This window comes from Dactylosporangium thailandense (assembly GCF_059739745.1).
Genome location: NZ_AP029195.1, coordinates 1330706 through 1353302 on the forward strand (window position 1 = coordinate 1330706; position 22597 = coordinate 1353302).

At 71.8% G+C, this 22597-nt stretch carries 20 protein-coding genes; 15 read left to right on the forward strand and 5 right to left on the reverse strand.

What is annotated here, in order from left to right; all coding sequences use genetic code 11:
• The first annotated feature begins 39 nt into the window (after positions 1 to 39).
• Genes rfbA through AC6JBM_RS05665 form a run of 5 tightly spaced genes read left to right on the forward strand, consistent with a single transcriptional unit; the run spans position 40 to position 3790 of the window.
• The gene (gene rfbA / locus AC6JBM_RS05645; protein ID WP_497982553.1) at positions 40 to 909 is read left to right on the forward strand and encodes a glucose-1-phosphate thymidylyltransferase RfbA; all 870 of its coding nucleotides are present in this window, start codon (positions 40 to 42) and stop codon (positions 907 to 909) included.
• A gap of 51 nt (positions 910 to 960) precedes the next feature.
• On the forward strand, positions 961 to 1560 hold the full coding sequence (locus AC6JBM_RS05650; RefSeq protein ID WP_497982554.1) for a dTDP-4-dehydrorhamnose 3,5-epimerase family protein: 600 nt from the start codon (positions 961 to 963) through the stop codon (positions 1558 to 1560).
• A 35-nt stretch (positions 1561 to 1595) separates the two neighbouring features.
• Complete coding sequence (gene pafA / locus AC6JBM_RS05655) at positions 1596 to 2954, forward strand: Pup--protein ligase (protein WP_497982555.1); 1359 nt, start codon at positions 1596 to 1598, stop codon at positions 2952 to 2954.
• A gap of 36 nt (positions 2955 to 2990) precedes the next feature.
• Complete coding sequence (locus AC6JBM_RS05660) at positions 2991 to 3212, forward strand: hypothetical protein (protein ID WP_433076461.1); 222 nt, start codon at positions 2991 to 2993, stop codon at positions 3210 to 3212.
• Positions 3209 to 3790: a hypothetical protein gene (locus AC6JBM_RS05665; RefSeq protein WP_497982556.1), complete on the forward strand. Its 582-nt coding sequence runs from the start codon at positions 3209 to 3211 to the stop codon at positions 3788 to 3790. Before AC6JBM_RS05660 ends, AC6JBM_RS05665 begins: the two co-directional genes overlap by 4 nt.
• 428 nt (positions 3791 to 4218) lie before the next feature.
• Here the strand turns inward: AC6JBM_RS05665 and AC6JBM_RS05670 are convergent, their stop codons facing one another.
• Positions 4219 to 5301, reverse strand: a complete 1083-nt coding sequence (locus tag AC6JBM_RS05670; protein ID WP_497982557.1) for a DUF3866 family protein — start codon at positions 5299 to 5301, stop codon at positions 4219 to 4221.
• A gap of 106 nt (positions 5302 to 5407) precedes the next feature.
• Between AC6JBM_RS05670 and AC6JBM_RS05675 the strand changes: the two genes are divergently transcribed.
• The 6 genes from AC6JBM_RS05675 (at position 5408) to AC6JBM_RS05700 (ending at position 10365) form a co-directional block, all read left to right on the forward strand.
• On the forward strand, positions 5408 to 6406 hold the full coding sequence (locus AC6JBM_RS05675; RefSeq protein ID WP_350613351.1) for a helix-turn-helix transcriptional regulator: 999 nt from the start codon (positions 5408 to 5410) through the stop codon (positions 6404 to 6406).
• Positions 6403 to 7350: a helix-turn-helix transcriptional regulator gene (locus tag AC6JBM_RS05680; RefSeq protein WP_497982558.1), complete on the forward strand. Its 948-nt coding sequence runs from the start codon at positions 6403 to 6405 to the stop codon at positions 7348 to 7350. Before AC6JBM_RS05675 ends, AC6JBM_RS05680 begins: the two co-directional genes overlap by 4 nt.
• Before the next feature lie 10 nt (positions 7351 to 7360).
• Positions 7361 to 7615 carry a hypothetical protein gene (locus AC6JBM_RS05685; RefSeq protein ID WP_350613355.1) on the forward strand — a complete coding sequence of 85 codons (255 nt, stop codon included), beginning with the start codon at positions 7361 to 7363 and terminating at the stop codon, positions 7613 to 7615.
• 192 nt (positions 7616 to 7807) lie between these two features.
• Complete coding sequence (gene tatA, locus AC6JBM_RS05690) at positions 7808 to 8074, forward strand: Sec-independent protein translocase subunit TatA (RefSeq protein ID WP_350613357.1); 267 nt, start codon at positions 7808 to 7810, stop codon at positions 8072 to 8074.
• A gap of 80 nt (positions 8075 to 8154) precedes the next feature.
• A complete protein-coding gene (gene tatC, locus AC6JBM_RS05695; protein ID WP_497982559.1) occupies positions 8155 to 9096 on the forward strand; it encodes a twin-arginine translocase subunit TatC in 942 nt (313 codons plus the stop codon).
• A gap of 375 nt (positions 9097 to 9471) precedes the next feature.
• On the forward strand, positions 9472 to 10365 hold the full coding sequence (locus AC6JBM_RS05700) for a diacylglycerol kinase (protein WP_497982560.1): 894 nt from the start codon (positions 9472 to 9474) through the stop codon (positions 10363 to 10365).
• 4 nt (positions 10366 to 10369) lie between these two features.
• On the opposite strand, the gene AC6JBM_RS05705 is transcribed toward AC6JBM_RS05700, so the two are convergent.
• Positions 10370 to 10744: an Hsp20 family protein gene (locus tag AC6JBM_RS05705; RefSeq protein WP_497982561.1), complete on the reverse strand. Its 375-nt coding sequence runs from the start codon at positions 10742 to 10744 to the stop codon at positions 10370 to 10372.
• Positions 10745 to 10880: 136 nt separating this feature from the next.
• Positions 10881 to 11588, reverse strand: coding sequence for an HAD family hydrolase (locus AC6JBM_RS05710; protein WP_497982562.1), 708 nt, complete (start codon positions 11586 to 11588; stop codon positions 10881 to 10883).
• A 54-nt stretch (positions 11589 to 11642) separates the two neighbouring features.
• On the opposite strand from AC6JBM_RS05710, the gene AC6JBM_RS05715 reads away from it, so the two are divergent.
• The 3 genes from AC6JBM_RS05715 to AC6JBM_RS05725 all read left to right on the forward strand — a co-directional run bounded on the left by AC6JBM_RS05715 (position 11643) and on the right by AC6JBM_RS05725 (position 19383).
• A complete protein-coding gene (locus AC6JBM_RS05715) occupies positions 11643 to 14408 on the forward strand; it encodes a DEAD/DEAH box helicase (RefSeq protein ID WP_497982563.1) in 2766 nt (921 codons plus the stop codon).
• A 110-nt stretch (positions 14409 to 14518) separates the two neighbouring features.
• Positions 14519 to 15460, forward strand: coding sequence for an MHYT domain-containing protein (locus AC6JBM_RS05720; RefSeq protein ID WP_497982564.1), 942 nt, complete (start codon positions 14519 to 14521; stop codon positions 15458 to 15460).
• A gap of 1445 nt (positions 15461 to 16905) precedes the next feature.
• Positions 16906 to 19383, forward strand: coding sequence for a glycogen/starch/alpha-glucan phosphorylase (locus tag AC6JBM_RS05725; RefSeq protein WP_497982565.1), 2478 nt, complete (start codon positions 16906 to 16908; stop codon positions 19381 to 19383).
• 4 nt (positions 19384 to 19387) lie between these two features.
• Here the strand turns inward: AC6JBM_RS05725 and AC6JBM_RS05730 are convergent, their stop codons facing one another.
• Positions 19388 to 20296 carry a 5'-3' exonuclease gene (locus AC6JBM_RS05730; protein WP_497982566.1) on the reverse strand — a complete coding sequence of 303 codons (909 nt, stop codon included), beginning with the start codon at positions 20294 to 20296 and terminating at the stop codon, positions 19388 to 19390.
• Between the two features lie 10 nt (positions 20297 to 20306).
• Positions 20307 to 21254 (reverse strand): anti-sigma factor RsbA family regulatory protein, encoded by a 948-nt coding sequence (locus tag AC6JBM_RS05735; RefSeq protein ID WP_497982567.1) that lies wholly within the window; start codon positions 21252 to 21254, stop codon positions 20307 to 20309.
• Positions 21255 to 21411: 157 nt separating this feature from the next.
• On the opposite strand from AC6JBM_RS05735, the gene AC6JBM_RS05740 reads away from it, so the two are divergent.
• Complete coding sequence (locus AC6JBM_RS05740) at positions 21412 to 22515, forward strand: M24 family metallopeptidase (protein ID WP_497982568.1); 1104 nt, start codon at positions 21412 to 21414, stop codon at positions 22513 to 22515.
• Positions 22516 to 22597: the final 82 nt, after the last annotated feature.

The window sequence follows — 22597 nt, forward strand, 5'->3', positions numbered from 1 at the left end:
GGGTCGACCCCGGCCGGATGCTTCCCGTACGGTGGCCGAGTGCGCGGCATCATCCTCGCCGGTGGGACCGGCTCACGTCTGTGGCCCTTGACCAAGGCCGTGTCGAAGCAGCTGATGCCCGTCTTCGACAAGCCGATGATCTACTACCCGCTCACCACGCTGGTGATGGCGGGCATCCGGGAGATCCTCGTCATCACCACGCCCGAGGACCAGGACCAGTTCGTCCGGCTGCTCGGCGACGGGTCGCAGTGGGGGCTCAGCCTGCAGTACGCGGCCCAGCCCCGGCCCGAGGGCCTCGCCCAGGCGTTCATCATCGGCGCGGACTTCATCGGCGACGACAGCGTGGCGCTGGTGCTGGGCGACAACATCTTCCACGGCGGCGCGCTCGGCCAGCGGCTCGCCGACAACGCCGAGATCACCGGCGGGCGGGTCTTCGCCTACCCGGTGTCCAACCCGGAGGACTACGGCGTGGTCGAGTTCGCCGCCGACGGGCGGGTGCTCTCGATCGAGGAGAAGCCGATCCGGCCCAAGTCCCGCTACGCGGTGCCCGGCCTGTACTTCTACGACAACCGCGTCGTGCAGATCGCGCGCGACCTCAAGCCCAGCGACCGCGGCGAGCTCGAGATCACCGCCGTGAACGCGGCCTACCTCGAGCGGGGTGAACTGCACGTCGGCGTGCTCGACCGGGGTACGGCCTGGCTGGACACGGGCACCTTCAACACCATGGTCCAGGCGGCCGAGTTCGTGCGCGTGATCGAGGAACGGCAGGGCTTCAAGGTCGGCTGCGTCGAGGAGGTCTGCTGGCGCGCGGGGCTGATCGACGACGACCGCCTGCGCGAGCTCGCCGAGCCGCTGCGCAAGAGCGGGTACGGCGAGTATCTGCTCAACCTGCTCGATTGGCAGCATTGACACACCGTACGAACCGCACCGCCACGACGACCGACACGCTGGAGTGAGCACGTGAAGATCCGACAGCTCTCGATCGGCGGCGCCTGGGAGATCACCCCTGTTCTGCACGGGGACCCTCGGGGCCTGTTCACCGAGTTCTACCGCTTCGACCACCTGGCCGCCGAGATCGGCCACCCGCTGCGCCTGGCCCAGGGCAACCTCTCGGTCTCGGCCCGCGGCGTGGTGCGCGGCGTGCACTACGCCGACGTGCCGCCGGGCCAGGCCAAGTACGTCACCTGCATCCGCGGCGCCGTGCTCGACGTGGTCGTGGACATCCGGGTCGGATCTGCGACATTCGGCCGCTGGGAGGGCGTGCAGCTCGACGACGTGGACCGCCGGGCCGTGTACCTCTCCGAGGGCCTCGGCCACGCGTTCTGCGCGCTGACCGACGACGCCACGCTCACCTACCTGGTGTCGGAGACGTACAACCCGACGGGCGAGCACGACCTGCACCCGCTCGACCCCGACCTGGCCATCGCGTGGCCCGTCGAGGAGCCGCAGCTGTCGGCCAAGGACGCCAAGGCGCCGACGCTCAAGCAGCGGATCGAGGAGGGCTCACTGCCCGACTACGCCACCTGCCAGAGGTATACGGAAAGTCTCCGCTCCCAATAGGTTCGAATCGGCGTTCAGGCGGCTAATGTCTGTACATGGACCGGCGAATTTTCGGCCTTGAGACCGAATACGGGGTCACGTGCACCTACCGGGGACAGCGCCGCCTGTCGCCGGACGAGGTCGCCCGCTATCTGTTCCGGCGCGTCGTTTCGTGGGGCCGTTCCAGCAACGTCTTCCTGCGCAACGGCGCGCGCCTTTATCTCGATGTGGGCTCGCACCCGGAATACGCCACGCCCGAGTGCGACTCCGTGCCCGACCTGGTGGTCCACGACCGGGCCGGTGAGCGCATTCTCGAGGGCCTGCTGGTCGACGCCGAGCGCCGGCTGCACGACGAGGGCATCGCCGGCGAGATCTACCTGTTCAAGAACAACACGGACTCCGCCGGCAACTCGTACGGCTGCCACGAGAACTACCTGGTCAGCCGGCACGGCGAGTTCGGCCGCCTCGCCGACATCCTGATCCCGTTCCTGGTCACCCGCCAGCTCATCTGCGGCGCCGGCAAGGTGCTGCAGACCCCGCGCGGCGCCGTGTACTGCCTGTCCCAGCGCGCCGAGCACATCTGGGAGGGCGTCTCGTCGGCGACCACCCGGTCCCGCCCCATCATCAACACGCGCGACGAGCCGCACGCGGACGCGGAGCGGTACCGCCGCCTGCACGTCATCGTCGGCGACTCGAACATGAACGAGGTCACCACGCTGCTGAAGGTCGGCACCGCGGACATCGTGCTGCGGATGATCGAGGCCGGCGTGGCGATGCGGGACCTGTCGCTGGAGAACCCCATCCGGGCCATCCGCGAGGTGTCGCACGACATCACCGGCCGCCGCCGGGTGCGCCTGGCCAGCGGCAAGGAGATCTCGGCGCTGGAGATCCAGCAGGAGTACTTCGACAAGGCGACCGAGTTCCTGGACCGCCGCGGCGCCGACGCGGCCACCAAGCGGGTCATGGACCTGTGGGGCCGCGTGCTCAACGCCGTGGAGACCGGCAACCACAAGGAGGTCGAGCGCGAGGTCGACTGGGTGACCAAGCTCGGGCTCATCGAGCGGTACCAGGCCAAGCACGACCTGCCGCTGTCCCACCCGCGGGTGGCGCAGATGGACCTCGCCTACCACGACCTGCGCCGCGGCCGCGGCCTCTACGGGCTGCTGGAGAAGCGCGGATCGGTCGACCGGGTCGCCACCGACCTCGAGATCTTCGAGGCCAAGGAGACCCCGCCGCAGACCACCCGGGCCCGACTGCGCGGCGAGTTCATCCGCCACGCCCAGGAGCGCCGCCGCGACTTCACCGTCGACTGGGTGCATCTGAAGCTCAACGACCAGGCACAGCGCACCGTGCTGTGCAAGGACCCGTTCCGCGCCTACGACGAGCGCGTGGACCGGCTGATCGCGAGCATGTGACGTTGCGGCCCTCGGGGGATTAGGCTGGCCCGCGCTATGGATGAGTTGCCGGACCACCAGCCCCCGAGGCCCAAGAAGCTCGGGGCCGACTTCAACCCCGACCGACCGGCCACCAACCGGTTCGGCCGGCGGCTTCAGCGCATCCGCGAGGAGGTCGAGCGCAACCGCACGGTCGGCCCGAAGTACCCGACCTGGCTGCTCGCCACCATCCTGATCGTGATCATCGTGGGCTTCACCCTGATCGTGATCTACGCATGATCCGTCGCCTGGTCCCGCTGGCCCTGCTGGCGGCGCTGCTGTCCGCCTGCACCGACGACGGCCTCAAGCGCACCCCGCTGCCGGCCGGCCCCACCGCCGGCCCGGACGTGTCCCACCAGCCCTTGCCGTCCCCGACCCTGCCCCCCGTCGTCAACTCCGACGGCTGCCAGGGCCTCATCGGCGCCGAGCAGGTGAAGCAGTCCACGGGCCTGCCGGTCCAGCCGAGCCAGGGCGACGGGGCCGCGGCCGTGGCGCAGTACGGCCAGGCGGTGCAGACCCTCGGCCTCAACGCCCGCGCCCGGATGTGCCCCTTCGGCAACCCGGCCGGCGACCAGGTGACCGTGGTCGCCCTGACGTTCACGGACGCGGCCCAGGCCCAGAAGCTCTGGACCACGATCGTGTCCCTCGAGGCCGTCGGCGGCGTGGGGGAGGCGGCGCTGAGCGACAAGTCCAAGACGCTGCTGGCCCGCCGGGGCAAGGCGATCGTGGCGGTCTACATGGTCGTGGCGGCCGCCCCGGAGGCGGATCACCTGCCGCAGTTGCGGTCGGTCGCGAACGCGGCGCTCGCCAAAGCCTGACTCGGGTCCGCGGGGGTGCGAACCGTCGCTCCCGCCAGACACCGCTCGGCGCTGGCGCGCCGACGCTGCCAGGCCCGCGGCGGGTCACGCCGATGTGATCCACCGGCCCCATGTCCGCGCGAAACTCGCTGGCGATCTCCGATATGTCGGGCGCTCCGCGCCACGACATATCGGACTTATACCTCGCCGGACGATAAATCCGAAATGTCGGGTTAGCGGAGCGCCCGACATTTCGCGGCAACGCGCGGACGAATCGCGTCAAACAACGAGAGTCGCCGCATAGCGGCCGGCGAAAAGCGTCGCGTCCTCGGTCAGGTCGCGGCCCGTCGTCGGGGCCGGTCGCGTCAAGCGGCGAGTGTCGCCGCATAGCGGCCGGCGAGGGCGCGTGTCCTCGGTCAGGTCGCGGCCCGTCGTCGGGGCCGGTCACGTCAAGCGGCGAGTGTCGCGGCATGACGGCCCGCGGCCGCCGCTGACAGGAAGTACGCCGTGTCCTGCGTCAGGTCGCGGCCCATCGTCGACAGCTTCACCGGCAGCTCGCCCAGCGGCCCCGCCAGATCCGCCGACGGGACCTCCACCAACGCGTGCGGCGGGCACAGGGCGGACAGCGCCGCGCGGACCGGCCCGGCCAGCGCGGGGGAGAGGTCCGAGGGCATCACGAGATCGGCCGGGGCCAGGGCCACGCGGCCGAAGGCGGTCAGGCTGTGGTGGGACACGCCGTTGTGGCGCGGGCGCGGGTCGGCGTCCGAGATGCGCGGGGCCGCGACCGGGCGCCCCCCGAGCGCGTGCACCGCGTTGACCGCCTCGCCGGCCGCGACGCCCGAGAAGCCCCAGCTCGTGCCGGTACCGAGGTTGCCGGGGCCCTGGGTGACGATCGCGAGGTCCGCGTGCAGGCCGTGCCGGGCGGCGAGCAGGCCGCTGTGCACGTTCGTCGACTCGAGGTCGCCGCCGAAGGACTGGCCCGTGGTCACCGTGCCGGCGAGCAGGGGGCGCAGGCCGTCGAGGGTGCGCGAGAACCAGGCGGGCAGGGCGCCGCCGTCGGTCATCACGTACGCGACGCGCAGCCCGGGCCGCTCGGCCAGCGCGCCGGCGAGCACCGCGGGCAGGGCCGAGTGCAGGTCCGCCACGACCACGGGCATGCCGCCGAGGTCCACGGCGCCGGCCAGCTCCCCGCGCAGGGGCGAGGCCTCCTCGTCGGCCGCGAGGACGATCGCCTGCAGCGGGGTGTACCGCGCCTTGACCACGTGCCCGGGAACGTCCACGTCGTCGGGCAGCCGGTCCGGCACGGCCACGACGAGCGCGTAGCCGCCGGTGCCGAGGCCGAGGGCGAGCGCGTTGAGGTTGAGCAGCACCCGGTCACCCGCGCGGGGGACGCCGACGAGGGCGGGGTAGGCCAGAGCCCGTACCGAAGCCGGATCTTCGGGGCGTCGAGCCTCCACGGTGACGTCGAGCTCGAGGCTCCCGTGCCACTCCCGGCGGGTGTCGACAACGGTTCCCCAGCGCCAGCGAATCACGGCGCACACAGTAACGCAGCGACACAGCGCGCTGCCGTGGTGACGGTGTGAACGCTCACCGCGTGGGTGGCGCAGAACAGGCGTTCGGCCTGGTAGGTTCGCTTGCGTGTCGCGGACTCGAACCGAGCGCCTGGTGAATTTGGTGATCTGCCTGCTCGCTACGCGCCGTTTCCTGACCGCCGAGCAGATCGCGGCGATCGTGCCGGGCTACGAGCACGATCCCAACGACGAGCGCGACCACGAGGCGTTCCAGCGCAAGTTCGAGCGGGACAAGTCGGAGCTGCGCGAGCTGGGCGTGCCGCTGGAGATGGGCACGGCGAGCATCTTCGACAACGAGCAGGGCTACCGCATCGCCCGGCGGGAGTATGCGCTGCCCGACATCCCGCTGGCCCCGGACGAGGCGGCCGCGGTCGGCATCGCGGTGCGGCTGTGGCAGCAGACCGGCCTGGCCGCGGCGGCGTCCTCGGGCCTGGCCAAGCTGCGGGCCGGCGGCATCGACGTGGACCCGCACGCCACCCTCGGCGTCGAGGCCGTCGTCACCGTCGATCCGGCCTTCGAGCCGTTGACGGCGGCGGTACGTGACCGGCAGGCGGTCACCTTCTCCTACGAGGTCCCCGAGCGTGACGCCGCCGGCGTGCGCCGCCTGCAGCCGTGGGGCGTGGTGTGCTGGCGCGGCCGGTGGTACGTCGTCGGCCACGACCTCGACCGCGGCGCCGAGCGCTGCTTCCGCCTGTCCCGGATCGTCAGCGGGGTGCGGCGGATCGGCCGGCGCGGCGCCTACGAGCCGCCCAAGACCGACCTCATCGCCAAGGTCGCGGGCTTCTCGGGGCCCGTCGAGCGGGTCGGCCGCGCCACGGTGCTCGTGCGGCCGGAGAAGGCCGCGGGGGTCAGGCGCTGGGCCGAGGAGTGCGTGCCGGGGCCCGACGGCGACCGGCTCACCCTGAGCTACTCCGACGCCGATCTGTTCGCCGACTGGCTGGTGGGGTACGGCGCGGATCTGGTCGTCCTCGACCCGCCCGAGCTGCGTGACGGTGTCGTGCGCCGGCTGCGGGCCATCGCCGCCGCCTACGATCCCGCCGGCTCGCAGGTCGGGGTGCCGGCATGACGAACTCCGCGGACCGCCTCGCACGCATGCTCAACCTGGTGCCCTACCTGCAGGCCCGCCCCGGCATCACGATCGCCGAGGCCGCCGCCGACCAGGGCATCACCGACCGTCAGCTGCGCGAGGACCTCGAGCTGCTGTGGATGTGCGGGCTGCCCGGCTACGGCCCCGGCGACCTCATCGACATGGCGTTCGTCGGCGACAGCGTGACCCTGACCTACGACGCCGGCATCGGCCGCCCGCTGCGCCTCACGCCCGACGAGGCGCTCGCGCTCATCGTGGCCCTGCGCATGCTCGCCGAGACGCCGGGCGTCACCGCCGGGGACGGCGTGCACCGGGCCCTCGCGAAGATCGAGCACGCGGCCGGGGATCTCGCCGACGCGCCCGTCGCGGTGCGGCTCCCCGGCGCCTCCGACCGCCTCGAGGAGCTGCGCGGGGCCGTCGACCGGCGGCGCGCGCTGCGGATCACGTACTACACGGCCACCCGCGACGCGACCACCGAGCGCGTCGTGGACCCGATGCGCGTGCTCGTCGTCGGGCGGTGGGCCTACCTGGAGGCGTGGTGCCGCCGGGCCGAGGCCGTCCGGCTCTTCCGGGTCGACCGCATCGACGCCTCCACCGAGCTCGACGAGGCCGCGCAGGTGCCGCCGCGGGCCCGGCCGACCGACACCCGCACGGGCACGCTGTTCACCCCGACGCCGGACCTGCCGCTGGTGACCCTGCGCGTTGGGCGGGGGGCGCGGTGGATCACCGAGCAGTACCCGTGCGAGACGGTCGAGCGCGGCCCCGGCGAGCACTGGACGGTCTCGCTGCGCGCCTCCGACCTCGACTGGGCCCGGCGGCTCGTGCTGCGCCTCGGCGCCGAGGTGACCGTCGTGGCCCCCGCCGTGCTCGCCGAGGCGGTCGTCGCCGAGGCGAACGCGGCGCTGGCGGCCTACGTGCACTAAGGTCGATCACGTGCTGTGGTGGATCTCGGGCGGCATCGTCCTGCTCGCGCTGATCGTCCTGATCGTCGTCGCGCTCAGCGTCATGAGCCGGCTGCGTGCGTTCGACAACGCGGCCCGGGCGATGCAGGCGCGCCTGGAGGACGGCCAGCGCCGGGTCGAGCCGCGCCTCGCGACGCTCCAGCAGACCGTCGAGCAGATGCTGCCGCAGCTGGAGGCGATGGCTGCTCAGCAGGCCGCCAAGCAGCGGGCGGTTGAGAACAGTTAACAATCCTGGCAGTAAAACCCGGGCAAACCGCACCTTTGTCCGGTCGGATGGTTGACGATCGGGCCGCCCGGCGTCAACACTCGTCAGGACTTCAGCGGCCGGACTCCATCCCGCAAACCCCGGCCTCTGCCCTCACCCTCCGGTGGTCAGTACGATGGGTGCGGCAGCTCAAACATAGTGAGGTGGCTTCACATGGGTGCAGTTAGGCCGTGGCACATCATCGTCCTGGTGGTGGTGCTGATCCTGCTGTTCGGCGCGAAGCGCCTGCCCGACGCGGCGCGTTCGCTCGGCCGCTCGATGCGGATCATCAAGGCGGAGACCAAGGGCCTCGCGGACGACGACGTCGACGCCAAGGCCGAGGCGCAGTCGGGTCGTGAGCCGCTGCGGGGTGAGATCGCCGACAACCAGGCCTCCCCGAGCCCGCGCGTCGACCCGGTTGACCACGCTCGCGAGCGCTGAGGCGCGCTCCGGTCGTGAGCATCCTCGCCCGGCGGCGTAGCAAGCCGCCGTCGAACTTCGAGCGCGCCGCAGATGGCTCCATGACCTTGTTGGAGCATCTGCGGGAGCTCCGGACCCGGCTCTTCCGTGCCTGCCTGGCGATCCTCATCGGCACGATCGCCGCCTGGTGGCTCGCGGAGCCGGTGCTGCACTTCATCCAGAATCCGTACTGCCAGCTGATGGAGCACAAGGCGATCGAAGCGGCGGCGAACAAGGCGCTTCCGGCCGGTTGGAAGTGCCCATTCGTTCAGCTCGGCGTCACCGACGTTCTGGTACTCAAGCTCAAGATCTCGCTCTGGGTCGGGCTGATTCTGTCGGGGCCCGTCTGGCTCTACCAGCTCTGGGCGTTCATCGCTCCGGGTCTGCACCGCAACGAGCGTCGGTGGGCGTACCTGTTCGGCGGGCTCGCGGGACCGCTGTTCGCGGCCGGCGCGTACCTGTCGTTCCTGGTCGTGTCGGAGGGCCTGATCTTCCTGCTCAGCATCACCGACGACAGCATCACCACCACGCTGGAGATCACGAGATACGTCGACTTCGTGACCGGCATGATGCTGGTGTTCGGCCTGGCGTTCGAGTTCCCGCTCGGCGTCATGCTGGCCAACATCGCGGGCATCATCACCGGCCGTCGGCTGCTGGGCTGGTGGCGTTTCGCAGTGATGATCACCTTCATCTTCGCCGCGATCGCAACGCCAACCGCCGACCCATTCGGCATGTCGGCTCTCGCGCTGGCGCTGTCGGCGCTGTACTTCGCGTCCGTGGGCTTCGCGATCCTCAACGATCGTCGCCGGGGCCGCAACCGCCCGGTCTACGCGGGCATCGGCGACGACGAGGTCTCCTCGCTGGATGACTACGAGGTCGAACCGGTCGAGGCGGCCAGCCCGATCGACGGCTACGACAAGATCGACGCCCCGACCCCGGTCGCGGCCCCGACGGCGGTCGACAAGCCCAAGCCGCTGGACAGCCGCTACGACGACTTCACGTAAACAGCGCTCGTCCAGCTCAGCTCAAGGCGCCCCGGTCTTCCGAGACCGGGGCGCCGTTTTGCGCGAAAGTCAAGCGCTGGCACTCCGCGACTTTTTAGGTTTATCCCCCGACGGGCGATAAATCCGAATCCGGCGGCGCGCCCGGGCGCGGGGCAGGGCGTGACCTCGCGGGTCAGGAAGCGGCGCGGTGCAGCCGAGCGGGCGAATGCGCGGCGATACGGTGCGAGGGGCATCGAGAAGCGGTGCGGAGGCCCTCAGCACGCGGCGGGCAGAACGGTAGCGCGGGTGGCGCGGCGAGGTCGAGGCGGCGGAAGCGGCAAGAAGCGGCGCGGCGGTTGGTCGCGGCCGAGTCGTTGAACGTTTACAGTCTCGCCCGTGAACATCGCGCTGCTCGCCAACCCCACCGCCGGCAAGGGTCGCCGGGCCGCGTTGCTGCCTGCGGTGCGGGAGAGGCTGGGCGCGTACGGGGCGAGTGTCGAGGTCTTCGGCGCGAGCTCGGCCGCCGACGCGAAGGAGCGGGCTCGCCGGGCCGTTGCCGAGGGGCGGTGTGACGCGCTCGTCGCCATGGGTGGTGACGGGACCGTCCACCTCGGGCTGCAGGCCGTGGCCGGGACCGGTACGCCGTTCGGGATCGTCCCGGCGGGCACCGGCAACGACTTCGCGGTGCGGCTGGGGCTGGCGGGCGACCCCCTCGAGGCCGCCGCGACCGTCGCCGACGCGCTGCGCAGCGGCCGGACGCGCGCGATCGACCTGGTGCGGCTGGAGGGGGACGACGGGACCCGGGCCTGGTTCGGGGCGGTGCTCGCGGCCGGGTTCGACGCGTTCGTCAACGAGCGCGCCAATCGCATGCGGTGGCCGAAGGGGCCGCAGCGGTACAACCGGGCGATCGTCGAGGAGCTGCTGGCGCTGCGGCCCAGGCGGTACACGATGAGCCTCGACGGCACGGAAACCGTCTTCGACTCCGTGCTGGTCGCGGTCGGCAACACCGAGAGTTACGGCGGCGGCTTCCGCATCGCGCCCGGGGCCGACCCCACCGACGGGCTGCTCGACGTCGTCGTCGCCGAGCCGCTCGGGCGGCTCACGCTCATGCGGCTGCGGCCGAAGGTGCTCAAGGGCACGCACGTGCGCGACCGCCGGGTCAGCACGCACCGGGCCAAGGAGATCAGGATCGACGGGGCGGGGATCACCGCATACGCCGACGGGGAGCGGATCTGCCCACTCCCCGTGACCATGTCGTGTGTACCAGGAGCGCTCACCCTCCTGGCCTGAGGGCTCAGGCGGCGTTGCGGATGCGCACCTTGACGCCGTTGCCCGAGGGCTCGGTGGACACGTCCGACTGCTCGACGTCGTCCGGCACCGAGAAGCTCCGGGAGAACGAGGACGAGCTGGACGAGGACGACGAGAAGTGCGCGCCGCCGGCGTCGTGGCTCTCCGAGGTACTGCTGCCGCCCGCGCCCTTGATCGTCAGGCGCCCGCCGGAGACCTGGACGTCGACGTTGGACGGGTCGATGCCCTCGACGGTGATGACGAGATCGTCGCCGTCGGTCGCGGTGCGCACCGACGCGGCGTGGGCGTGATGCGCGGCGTTGCCCATGTCCTGCTCGAGGCGGGCGAGGGCGCTCGTGGGGTCCCAGCGGTTCAACGGCATGACGTACCTCCGCAGAAAAAATTCGTGTCGTTGTCTGCACTGTCGTCGCCGAACACCATCGCGACAAGCACAGAGGCGGTGTTGCGACACTGTTTCCCGGCGCGGCCGGAATTCAATCCCGTCCCCGGACCGGCCCCTACAGCAGCCGCAGGATTCCTCCCAGTCCGTGTACCTTGCCCGGTTCACTCTCCGGGAGGACGAGCACGGAGCAGCCGGCCGCCGCGGCGCCCGCGTCCGCCGGGGTGTCGCCGACCATGAGCGCCCGCTCGGGGTCGACGCGCAGGGTGGCGCACGCGTTCCAGAAGATGGCCGGGTCCGGCTTGACCCGCCCGACCTCGTAGGAGAGGACGAACGCGTCCACGAGGTCGGCGAAGCCCAGCTCGGCGGCGAGCGCGCGCAGGTCGAAGCCGATGTTGCTGACCACCGCGACGGGCACCCCGGCCGCGCGCAGGGCCCGCAGCGTCGGCACGGTGTCGGCGTAGAGCTCCCAGCCGTCGGCGAGCAGCAGCCGGTCGTACAACGGTGTCGCCAGCTCCTCGTCGACGGTCGCGGCCAGGCCCGTGAAGCAGGCCCTGTGCGCGTGCGTGGAGAGGTCGCGATCCGCCCACACCTCGGCGAGGTGCGCGGGCACCCGCTGGGGCTTGGGGCCGCCGGCCCGCCCGGCGGTGGTGAGCCGGTCGGCGAGAACAGTCGCCTTGCCGCGGTCGAGGGTGTTGCCGAGGCTCTCGGCGGCCCGGGTCACCCACCGCACCGGGTCCTCGACCTGCGCAAGTGTCCCGTGGAAGTCCAGCAGCACCGCCTCGATCGGCCGTCGGGAAGGGAGTGACTCGTCGCTTTCCGGCACGCCAGCACGATACCTAGGAGCGGATCCGGGCTTGCTTCGCCTAGCCTTGGGAGCGTGAGCGGTACTGAGGACATTGGGACGAGCCCCGCAGACCGCTATGAGGCCGCGCGGCAGCGGGCCGCGAGCGCCTCGCGGCAGCCGGCGCTCACCGAGTTCGCCGAGGAGCTGGCGTTCGCCCTCGACCACTTCCAGGCCGAGGCGTGCGCGGCGCTGGAGCGCGGCACGGGCGTGCTGGTGTGCGCCCCCACCGGCGCCGGCAAGACGGTCGTCGGCGAGTTCGCCGTGCACCTGGCCCTGCGGCAGGGGCGCAAGTGCTTCTATACGACGCCCATCAAGGCGCTGTCCAACCAGAAGTACAACGACCTCGTCGAGCGCTACGGCGCCGAGCGGGTGGGCCTGCTCACCGGCGACAACGCGATCAACGGCGACGCGCCCGTGGTGGTCATGACCACCGAGGTGCTGCGCAACATGCTCTACGCCGGCTCCGCGACCCTGCAGGGCCTCTCCTTCGTGGTCATGGACGAGGTGCACTACCTCGCCGACCGGTTCCGCGGCGCGGTGTGGGAGGAGGTGATCATCCACCTGCCCGAGTCCGTCACGCTCGTCTCGCTGTCCGCGACCGTCTCCAACGCCGAGGAGTTCGCCGACTGGCTCGTGACCGTCCGCGGCGAGACGACCGTGGTCGTCAGCGAGCACCGGCCGGTGCCGCTCTGGCAGCACATGCTCGTGGGCAAGCGGATGTTCGACCTGTTCCACGACGCCGAGGCGGCGCAGAAGCACGACGTGCATCCGGAGCTGCTGCGGTACCACCGCGAAATGCTCCGCCGCGTCGAACTGGCCGGCGGCGACCTGCGCCGCGGCAAGCGCGGCCGCTGGACCGGCCCCTATCGCCAGGAGATCGTCGAGCGGCTCGACCGCGAGGGTCTGCTGCCCGCGATCCTGTTCATCTTCAGCCGGGCCGGCTGCGACGCCGCCGTGCAGCAGTGCCTCGGCGCCGGGCTGCGCCTGACCGGGCCGGACGAGCGCGTCGAGATCCGCACCATCGTCGAGGAGCGCACCAAGCACATCCCGAGCGAGGATCTGCAGGTCCTGGGGTACTGGGACTGGCTCGACGGCCTCGAGCGCGGGCTCGCCGCCCACCACGCCGGGATGCTGCCGGCGTTCAAGGAGGTCGTCGAGGAGCTGTTCGTCCGCGGGCTGGTCAAGGCCGTCTTCGCCACCGAGACCCTGGCGCTGGGCATCAACATGCCGGCCCGGTGCGTGGTGCTCGAGCGGCTGGTCAAGTTCAACGGCGAGGCCCACGTCGACCTGACCCCGGGGGAGTACACGCAGCTCACCGGCCGGGCCGGGCGCCGGGGCATCGACGTGGAGGGCCACGCCGTCGTGGTGTGGGCGCCGGAGATCGATCCCCGCCACGTGGCCGGGCTCGCCTCCACGCGCACGTACCCGCTGAAGTCGAGCTTCCGCCCGTCGTACAACATGGCCGTCAACCTCGTCGGCAGCGTCGGTTTCGCGGAGGCGCGCGAGCTGCTGGAGAGCTCCTTCGCGCAGTTCCAGGCCGACCGCTCGGTCGTCGGCCTGGCCCGCCAGGTGCAGCGCAACGCCGAGACCATGGCGACCTACGCCGGGGAGATGGCCTGCCACCTCGGGGACTTCGAGCAGTACTTCTCGATCCGCGTGGCCATCGCCGACCGGGAGAAGACGATCGCGCGCCAGGGCGTGCAGCAGCGCCGGGCGGCCGCGCTGGAGTCGCTGGAGCGGCTGCGCTCCGGCGACGTGATCCGGGTGCCCGCCGGGCGCCGCTCGGGCCTGGCGATCGTCATCGACCCGGGCACCGGCGGCTTCGGCGAGCCGCGCCCGCTCGTGCTCACCGAGGACCGCTGGGCCGGGCGCATCTCCGGCGCCGACTTCACCCAGCCCGTCGAGCCGCTCGGCCGGGTGCGGGTGCCGCGGCAGTTCAACTACCGCTCCGCCCAGGACCGCCGCGACCTCGCCTCCCAGCTGCGCCGGGTCGAGTTCGCCCCGCCGGAGCGCGGCCGGCCGACCCGGTCCCGCAACGCCGCCGCGGCCGACGACCACGAGCTGGAGTCGCTGCGCGCGTCGCTGCGCCGCCACCCCTGCCACCGCTGCCCCGACCGCGAGGAGCACGCGCGCTGGGCCGAGCGCCGCCACCGCCTCGAGCGCGACACCGAGGGCCTGCGCGGCAAGGTCGCCAGCCGCACCGGCTCGCTGGCGCGCACCTTCGACCGGGTCTGCGGGCTGCTCACCGACCGCGGCTACCTCTCCGAGGCCGGCGTGGTCACCGACGCCGGGCGCATGCTGGCCCGCATCTGGTCGGAGACCGACCTGCTCGTCGCCGAGTGCCTGCGCCGCGGGGTGTGGGACAAGCTCGGCCCGGCCGAGCTGGCCGCCGCGGTCAGCGTGCTCGTCTACGAGGCCCGCCGGGAAGCGGAAGACCGGGCATCGGTACCGCGGGGCGAGGTCACCGACGCCATCGACGCGACCCTGAAGCTCTGGGCCGACCTGCGCGACGACGAGGACTCGCGGGGCCTGCAGCTGACCCGTGAGCTGGATCTCGGGTTCGCGTGGCCGATGTACCGCTGGGCCCGTGGCGAATCGCTCACCAAGGTGCTCGGCAGCGTGCACGGGCTGGAGGGCGATATGCCAGCTGGCGACTTCGTGCGCTGGTCGCGGCAGGTGCTGGACCTGCTCGGGCAGCTCACCGACGCCTCCGGGGCGCCCGAGACGGTCCGGCGTACGGCCCGGCAGGCGATGACGGCCGTTACTCGTGGCGTACTCGCGTATAGCGTAATGGGATAGTTTTTGCGTTTTCGCACGTGAGGTGGATTCGCAAAAATCGCTCGGATCCGCAATGATGCTCTCGCCGGTTCGCGGTGCATATCTGCGCGCGTGCTTTGACGGAGGACATCGTGGGTCAATTGCACCATTTCACGTACGGCGCCATCACGCCGATCTTCGCCTTCGCCATGTCATTCCTGGGCTCCCTGCTGGGCCTGGTGAGCACCGCACGGGCCCGCGTCGCCACCGACACCCGCCGCCGCGCGTGGCTGCTGGTGCTCGCCGCGTGGTCGATCGGCGGCACCGGCATCTGGGTCATGCACTTCATGGCGATGGTCGGCTTCAGCGTGCAGGACAGCCCGCTGCGCTTCGACGTGCCGATCACGGTCGCGAGCTTCTTCATCGCGGTCATCACCGTCGGCGTCGGCCTGTTCATTGTCGGGCTGGGCAAGCCGAAGCTGTGGAAGGTCCTCGTCGGCGGCCCGATCACCGGCGTCTCGGTCGCGTTCATGCACTACACGGGCATGAAGGCGATGAACATCAACGGCAGCTTCGAGTACAGGACCAGCCTGTTCGTCGCCTCCTACGCGATCGCGATCGTCGCCGCGACCGTGGCCCTGTGGTTCACGATCGTCGTGCGCGGCATGATCGCGACCGTCGCCGCGGCGGCCGTGATGGGCGTGGCGGTCTGCAGCATGCACTACACCGGCATGTACGCCATGCAGGTCCACCTCACGCACACCACCGACACCGTGCCGGGCGTGGACGTCAACTGGTTCCTGGCCCCGATCGTCCTCTTCGTCCTGGTCGTGGTCATCGCGCTGGCCAGCGCCGTGATGGCCGTACCCTCGGAGCGCGAGCAGGCCGAGGCGGCCGCGGTGCGCGACAAGATCGCCGCCGGCCGCGCGATGCGCGAGGACGCCGGCCCGATCTTCGGCGGCGGCCCCATCGGCGGCGGCGCCATCGGCGGCGGCGCGAGCGCGGCCCCGGCGAACGGCCAGGCTCCGGGGCAGGGCTTCGCGGCCCGGGCGGCCAATGGCATCGCGGACGCCCGTCGCCAGCGCGGCCGCTGAGCGTCGCATTTCCGAATGGTCCATTTCGCATCGCTCGTCGTCGCTGGATAAACCGGGGCTGTCCGATTTATCGGACACGGCGGTATGGATGCGGCGCGGTTCTTCGTGCCATTTCCGCGGAGGCCCGGCCGTACTTGTGCGCAGCGCGACGGTTGGCCGACGGTGTGCTCTATTGCCCGCGCACCGCGGCCTGGTCGCCGGGGGCCGGGCGATATCGGCCCGCCGCGTACTGGCTCTGTGTCGGCGGCGCTGGTGAGCACCTTGGTGTCGTCCGGGGCGCTTGCGCCAGTCCTGGTTGCGGCGTGCCGACGGCTGTCAGCAGACGTCCGGCTTGTATTCCAGCGCGTGCCCGCGTCGGCCGCATTGGCGCCGGCCCGCGTCGGCCGCACTGGCACCGGCGGCGCCGGCCCGTGTCGGCCGCACTGGCGCCGGCCCGCGCCGGCCGCACTGGCACCGGCGGCGCCCGCCCGCGTCGGCGGCACCGGTCCGGCCGGCCGTCACGCGTCGGCGGCACCGGCCCAGCCCGGCCCTCGTGGCGGCGTCGGCTCGGCCCGCGTCGGCCGACGGTCGCCTCCTGGCGCTGAATAACGACATATCGCCTGCCAGGCGAAAAGTCCGAGATGTCGGATCGCGGAGTGTCCGACATCTCGCCCGACACGCGCCGGCTCGCGTCAGCCACGCCGGCACCGTCGGCACCGGCCCGCGCCGCCCGTGCGCCCGGTGCCGTTCCGGCTGCCCTCGCCCCGACGTTGTGCGACCGCGCCGGCGGCTGGGCCGCGTCGGGGTGGTTGGCGGCGATGTGGCCGACGGCCGTTCGCCGGACGCGCGATGGCTTGCGCCGCGCGATGGCTTGCGCCGCGCGATGGCTTGCGCCGCGCGATGGCTTGCGCCGCGCGATGGCTTGCGCCGCGCGATGGCTTGCGCCGCGCGATGGCTTGCGCCGCGCGATGGCTTGCGCCGCGCGATGGCTTGCGCCGCGCGATGGCTTGCGCCGCGCGATGGCTTGCGCCGCGCGATGGCTTGCGCCGCGCGATGGCTTGCGCCGCGCGATGGCTTGCGCCGCGCGATGGCTTGCGCCGCGCGATGGCTTGCGCCGCGCGATGGCTTGCGCCGCGCGATGGCTTGCGCCGCGCGATGGCTTGCGCCGCGCGATGGCTTGCGCCGCGCGATGGCTTGCGCCGCGCGATGGCTCGGTGCCGTTCTGGCTGCTCTCGCCCCGGCGTTGTGCGACCGCGCCGGTGGCTGGGCCGCGTCGGGGTGGTCGAAGGCCGACGGCCACCTCCGGGCGTTGGATGCTGACATGTCGCCCGACAGGCGAAAAGTCCGATATGTCGGATCGCGGAGCGTCCGACATATCGGCCCGCGATGGCGAACGTGCGGGGGCGGCTCGTCGGCGGGACCGTGAACTCCCGCGAGCCGCGCGGCCGAAAGCGGATAATAGGGCAGTGACCGATGCCCGGCCCCGCCCCAGAATGCGCTCCGTCGGCAGCACGCTCGATGAGTTCGAGCGGGATCTCATCAGCAACCTGTACTACCGGCGCGGCACCACCCTCGAGTCGGCCAGTGGCTCCGACGGGTATCACACGCTCGCGCTCACGGTGCGGGACCGGCTGATCGAGCGGTACGCGAAGACCGCCGCCGCGCACTACGAGGCCAACCCGCGGTTCGTGTACTACCTCTCCGCCGAGTACCTGCTCGGCCGGCAGCTGCGGCAGAACCTGCTCTACACCGACACCGAGCGGTACGCGCGCGAGATCGCGGGCAGGCTCGGCACGAGCCTCGAGGATCTCGAGGGCTTCGACGTGGAGCCGGGGCTGGGCAACGGCGGGCTGGGACGGCTCGCCGCGTGCCTGCTCGACTCGATGGCGACCCTGGACATCCCGGCGGTCGGCTACGGCATCCGGTACGAGTTCGGCATCTTCAAGCAGGCCTTCCGCGACGGTGCCCAGGTCGAGCGGCCCGACGACTGGACGTTCTACGGCAACCCGTGGGAGTTCTCCGCGCCCGACGACCGGCAGCGGGTCGGGTTCTACGGCAGCACCGCGCCCGCGCTGGACGACCCGAGCGGGCTGCGCCGGCAGTGGACGCCCGGCGAGACCGTGCGCGGCGAGCCCAGCCACATGCTGGTGCCCGGCTTCGGCACGCAGACCGTCAACATCGTGCGGCTGTGGCAGGCGCGGGCCAGCCGCGAGTCCTTCGACCTGTCGCGGTTCGGCGCCGGGCAGTACAAGGAGGCCGTCGAGGACATCACGCGCGCCGAGAACATCTCCAAGGTGCTCTACCCCGACGACAGCACGGAGCAGGGCCGCGAGCTGCGCCTGAAGCAGCAGTACTTCCTCGTCGCGTGCTCCCTGCGCGACATCATCCGCCGGTACCGCCTGCGCAACTCCGGCTGGGACGCGTTCCCGGCCAAGGTCGTCATCCAGCTCAACGACACCCACCCGGTCATGGCCGTCACCGAGCTCATGCGCCTGCTCGTCGACGAGCAGAAGCTGGACTGGGACCTGGCGTGGTCCATCACCCGGCGCACCTTCAACTACACCTGCCACACGCTGCTGCCCGAGGCCCTGGAGACCTGGCCGGTGGCCGTGCTGGAGCGGCTGCTGCCCCGGCACATGGAGATCATCTACGCGATCAACTACTTCTTCCTGCAGGAGGTCGAGGCGACGTACCCGGGCGACCGCGACCGCATGCGCCGGCTCTCGATCATCCAGGAGGAGCCGGAGAAGCGGGTGCGGATGGCGCACCTGGCGGTCGTCGCCTCCACCGCGGTCAACGGCGTCGCCGAGCTGCACACGAAGCTGCTCGCCGAGACGACGCTGCGCGACTTCGCCGAGCTGTGGCCGCAGAAGTTCCACAACGTCACCAACGGTGTCACCCCGCGCCGGTTCGTGCGCCTGGCCAACCCGCGGCTGTCGGAGCTGGTGACCGAGCGGCTCGGCGACGATCGCTGGATCACCGATCTCGACCGGCTCGAGGGCCTGGTGCCGGCCGCGGACGACCCGGCGTTCCTCGAGCGCTGGCGGGCCGTGAAGCGCGCGAACAAGGCCGGCCTCGCGGCGCTGGTGGAGAAGTCGACCGGGGTGGTCCTCGACCCGGACGCGCTGTGCGATGTGATGATCAAGCGCTTCCACGAGTACAAACGCCAGCATCTGAAGCTGCTGCACGTCATCACGCTGTTCAACCGGCTGCGGGACGACCCGGGCCTGGACGTCGTGCCGCGCACCGTGCTCTTCGGCGGGAAGGCCGCCCCGGGGTACCACTCCATGAAGCTGCTGATCAGGCTCGTCAACGCGGTCGCGGAGGCGGTCAACACCGACCCGGTGGTGTCGCGCCACCTCAAGGTCGTGCTCCAGCCGGACTACAACGTGACCAAGGCGCAGGTCATCATCCCGGCCGCCGACCTGTCCGAGCAGATCTCGCTGGCCGGCAAGGAGGCGTCGGGCACGGGCAACATGAAGCTCGCGCTCAACGGTGCCGTCACCATCGGCACCCTCGACGGCGCGAACATCGAGATCCGGGACCGGGTCGGGGCCGAGAACTTCTTCCTCTTCGGCCTCGACGCCGCCCACGCGGCCGAGCTGCGCCGGGACTACAACCCGCGGGCGTACTACGAGACCGACCCGGACCTGCGCGCGGCCATCGACCTGATCGCGAGCGGCACCTTCGCCAAGGGCGACCGGTCCCTCTTCGCGCCGGTCGTCGACGCGATGCTCGGCCGCGACGAGTACCTGGCCCTGGCCGACTACCGCGGCTACCTCGACTGCCAGGAGCAGGTCGAGCGGGCGTGGCGGGACCAGGACGGCTGGGCCCGCATGTCGGTGCTCAACGCGGCCCGGTGCGGCTTCTTCTCCTCCGACCGGACCGTGCGCGACTACTGCGACCGGATCTGGCGCGTCGAGCCGGTGCGCGTCTCAGGCTGACGGGTCAGGCTGATAGGGCGTCGACGATCCGCTTGGTGGCACCGGCCAGGCCCCACCGCTCGGCCAGGGCGATGAGCCCGTCGGGGTCGGCCGGCGCCGAGGGCAGCTTGGTCTCCAGCGGGGGCAGCGGCACCGCGCGCGAGACCGCCACGACGTCCTTCGCGCTCGCCAGGTACTCCCGCCCGGCCTCGATCTTCGCCCGCAGCCCCGGCGCGAAGCCCGAGCCCGGGTCGTCCAGCGCCGCGAGGATGCCGTCGAGGCTGCCGTAGCGGTCGATGAGCCGGGCCGCGGTCTTCTCGCCGACGCCGGTGACCCCGGGCAGCCCGTCGCTCGGATCGCCGCGCAGGGCCGCGAGGTCCGCGTAGCCGGCCGCCGGCACCCCGTACTTGCCGTGCACCCCGGCGTCGTCGAGCACCTCGAGCTTGGCGACGCCGCGCCCGCAGTACAGCACCCGCACCGGCTTGTCGTCGTCGATGATCTGGAACAGGTCCCGGTCGCCGGTGGCCACCTCGACCGGGCCGGGCTCGCGGTAGGCGAGCGTGCCGATGACGTCGTCGGCCTCGAAGTCCGGCGCGCCCACGGCGGTGATGCCGAGCGCGGTCAGGAACTCGAGGATGATCGGCACCTGGGCCGACAGCGCGTCCGGCACCTCCTCGCCGCCGGCCGGGGTGAGCCGGTGCGCCTTGTACGAGGGCAGCAGCGCGACCCGCCAGGCCGGGCGCCAGCTCTCGTCGAGGCAGCACACCATCCGGTCGGGCCGGCGGCCCTTGATGAGCGTGGAGAGCATGTCGAGGAATCCGCGCACGGCGTTGACCGGGGTGCCGTCCGGCGCCTTCGCGGCGGCCTCGGGCACGCCGAAGAACGCGCGGAAGTAGAGACTGGCCGAGTCGATCAGCAGCAGAGGGCGGTCCACCCTGGGGAGGCTAGCGCAGAACGTGGACGCGGGTGGTGGTCCCGGTCGTGCTGGTGTGTCGCTGCACGAGATCGGCCAGGTAGTGCACCATCACCAGCCCGCGGCCGCGGCCGTGCGGCGGGCGCAGGCGGCCGATCATCGGGTTGGTGAGGTGGCCGAAGTCGCGCACCTCGCAGACCACGCGGCGGTCGTCGTACCAGGTGCGCAGCGTGCCGGAGCCGCCGCCGTGCTGGATGCTGTTGGTGGCGAGCTCGTTGACGGCGCTCTGCAGGTCCACGATCCGATCCGGCACCAGCTCGGCGTCCAGCCCCACCTCGGCCACCTGGCGGCGCACCTCGACCAGGCTCTCGAGCTCGAAGCGCAGCGTGGTCGCGCCGGCCGGGGGCTCGGAGAGCGGCACGTTGCCGGCGTCGGCGGCGCCGAAGGGGTCGTAGGTGCCCGACGGGTAGCGGCCGTTGTCGTCGACCATGACCGGGTGCGTGCGCTGGGCGTCGTCGATGCGCTTCTGGTCGAGGCGGGCGAGATCGTACGGGCACAGCAGCGTCACGTCGCGGCCGGACAGGGCCACGTTGACCATCGCCTCGTGCTGCAGGCAGCCGGGATACTCCTCGGCGGTGCGCTCGGGCCACACCGTCTGCGCGACGATGCGCACCCGGCGGCCCGGGTGCTGGTCCATGAACCGGCACAGCACCCAGGGGATGATCCGGCCCGGGTTGCGCCCGGCCTCGGTCATGTCGAGGAACTCGACGCCCTCGGCGAATGCGCCCAGCCGCTCGCGCAGCAGCTTGACGTTGGTGGGTGTGGCGGCGACGATGGTCGGCTCGTCGAGGGAGAACCCCTCGTAGATGACCTTCATGGTGCCGTCGAGGAAGCCCATGACGCCCTCGTACAGCAACGCCTCGTGGACGAACGGGTCGGCGACCCGTTCGGTGGGCGTCGGCGCGCTTGGGCGGCTCATGGAGATGGGTGGCTCGTCTCTGGAGGTCGGGCCCTTACTCAAACTTCGCGCCCAGACTACGCCACGTTCCGAGATCAATCACCCTATCCGTTGGATCGCCCCGCGGCCCGGAGCCCCATGGGTCACACAGAAACCAAACGAACGTTAAGCTGTGCGTGTGGAGCTGTATTCCCCCGACCGGCTGGCCGCCGCCCAGCGCGCCACGGCCGAGGCCGGGCTCGACGCCCTGCTCATCGGCCCGAGCGCGGACCTTCGCTATTTGACCGGCTACGACGCGCACGCCCTGGAGCGCCTCACGCTCCTCGTCCTGCCCGCCGACGGCGACGCGGTGCTCATCGTCCCGCGCCTCGAGCGCCCGGCGGCCGAGGCGTCCCCGGCCGAGTCCGTCGGCGTGCGGCTCGTGGATCACGAGGACGGCAGCGACCCGTACCACATCGTGCGCGATCTCCTCGGTGACCGCGCCAAGACCGTCGGGCTCGGCAACCGCATGTGGACCGAGCAGGTCCTCGCCCTGCGCGACGCGCTGCCCGACGCGACCCAGGCCCTCGCCGGCGCCGTCCTGCGCGGCCTGCGCCTGCGCAAGACCCCGGCCGAGGTCGAGGCGCTGCGCCGGGCCGGGCGGGCCATCGACGCGGTGCACGGGCGGATGGGGGAGTGGCTGCGGCCCGGGCGCACCGAGGCCGAGGTCGCCGCGGACATCGCGGCCGGCATCCGCGAGGCCGGGCACGCCACGGTCGAGTTCACCATCGTCGCCGCCGGGCCCAACGGGGCCAGCCCGCACCACGGCGTCTCCGACCGGGTGATCCGCGCGGGCGAGCCGGTCGTCGTGGACATCGGCGGGGCGATGCCGGACGGATACTGCTCCGACTCCACCCGTGTCTACTGCGTCGGCGAGCCGCCCGCGGACTTCGCCGCCTACTACGCCGTGCTGCACGAGGCCCAGCGCGCCGCGGTCGCGGCCGTGCGCCCCGGCGTCACCGCCGAGTCCGTGGACGCCGCCGCCCGCCGGCACATCGCCGCGGCCGGCTTCGGCGACGCGTTCCTGCACCGCACCGGCCACGGCATCGGCCTCGACGGGCACGAGGACCCCTACATCGTGGCCGGCAACGAGACCCCGCTCGAGCCCGGCATGGCGTTCTCGATCGAGCCCGGCATCTACCTCGCCGGCCGCCACGGCGCGCGGATCGAGGACATCGTCGTGTGCACCGAGGACGGCGTCGAGCGGCTCAACACCATCGGCACGGAGCTGGTGATCCTGTGAGCGGTACGGAGCGAAGCGGAGTGGCCGCTCACCAGAGGCGCAGGGCTTCGTCATGCCGGCGCCGCAGCGATGCGGAGGTGCC

Coding starts and splice junctions, on each gene's coding strand:
- pafA (WP_497982555.1), top strand. CDS start 1,596: ATGGACCGGCGAATTTTCGGCCTTGAGACCGAATACGGGGTCACGTGC.
- AC6JBM_RS05660 (WP_433076461.1), top strand. CDS start 2,991: ATGGATGAGTTGCCGGACCACCAGCCCCCGAGGCCCAAGAAGCTCGGG.
- AC6JBM_RS05665 (WP_497982556.1), top strand. CDS start 3,209: ATGATCCGTCGCCTGGTCCCGCTGGCCCTGCTGGCGGCGCTGCTGTCC.
- AC6JBM_RS05680 (WP_497982558.1), top strand. CDS start 6,403: ATGACGAACTCCGCGGACCGCCTCGCACGCATGCTCAACCTGGTGCCC.
- tatA (WP_350613357.1), top strand. CDS start 7,808: ATGGGTGCAGTTAGGCCGTGGCACATCATCGTCCTGGTGGTGGTGCTG.
- tatC (WP_497982559.1), top strand. CDS start 8,155: ATGACCTTGTTGGAGCATCTGCGGGAGCTCCGGACCCGGCTCTTCCGT.
- AC6JBM_RS05705 (WP_497982561.1), bottom strand. CDS start 10,744: ATGCCGTTGAACCGCTGGGACCCCACGAGCGCCCTCGCCCGCCTCGAG.
- AC6JBM_RS05735 (WP_497982567.1), bottom strand. CDS start 21,254: ATGAGCCGCCCAAGCGCGCCGACGCCCACCGAACGGGTCGCCGACCCG.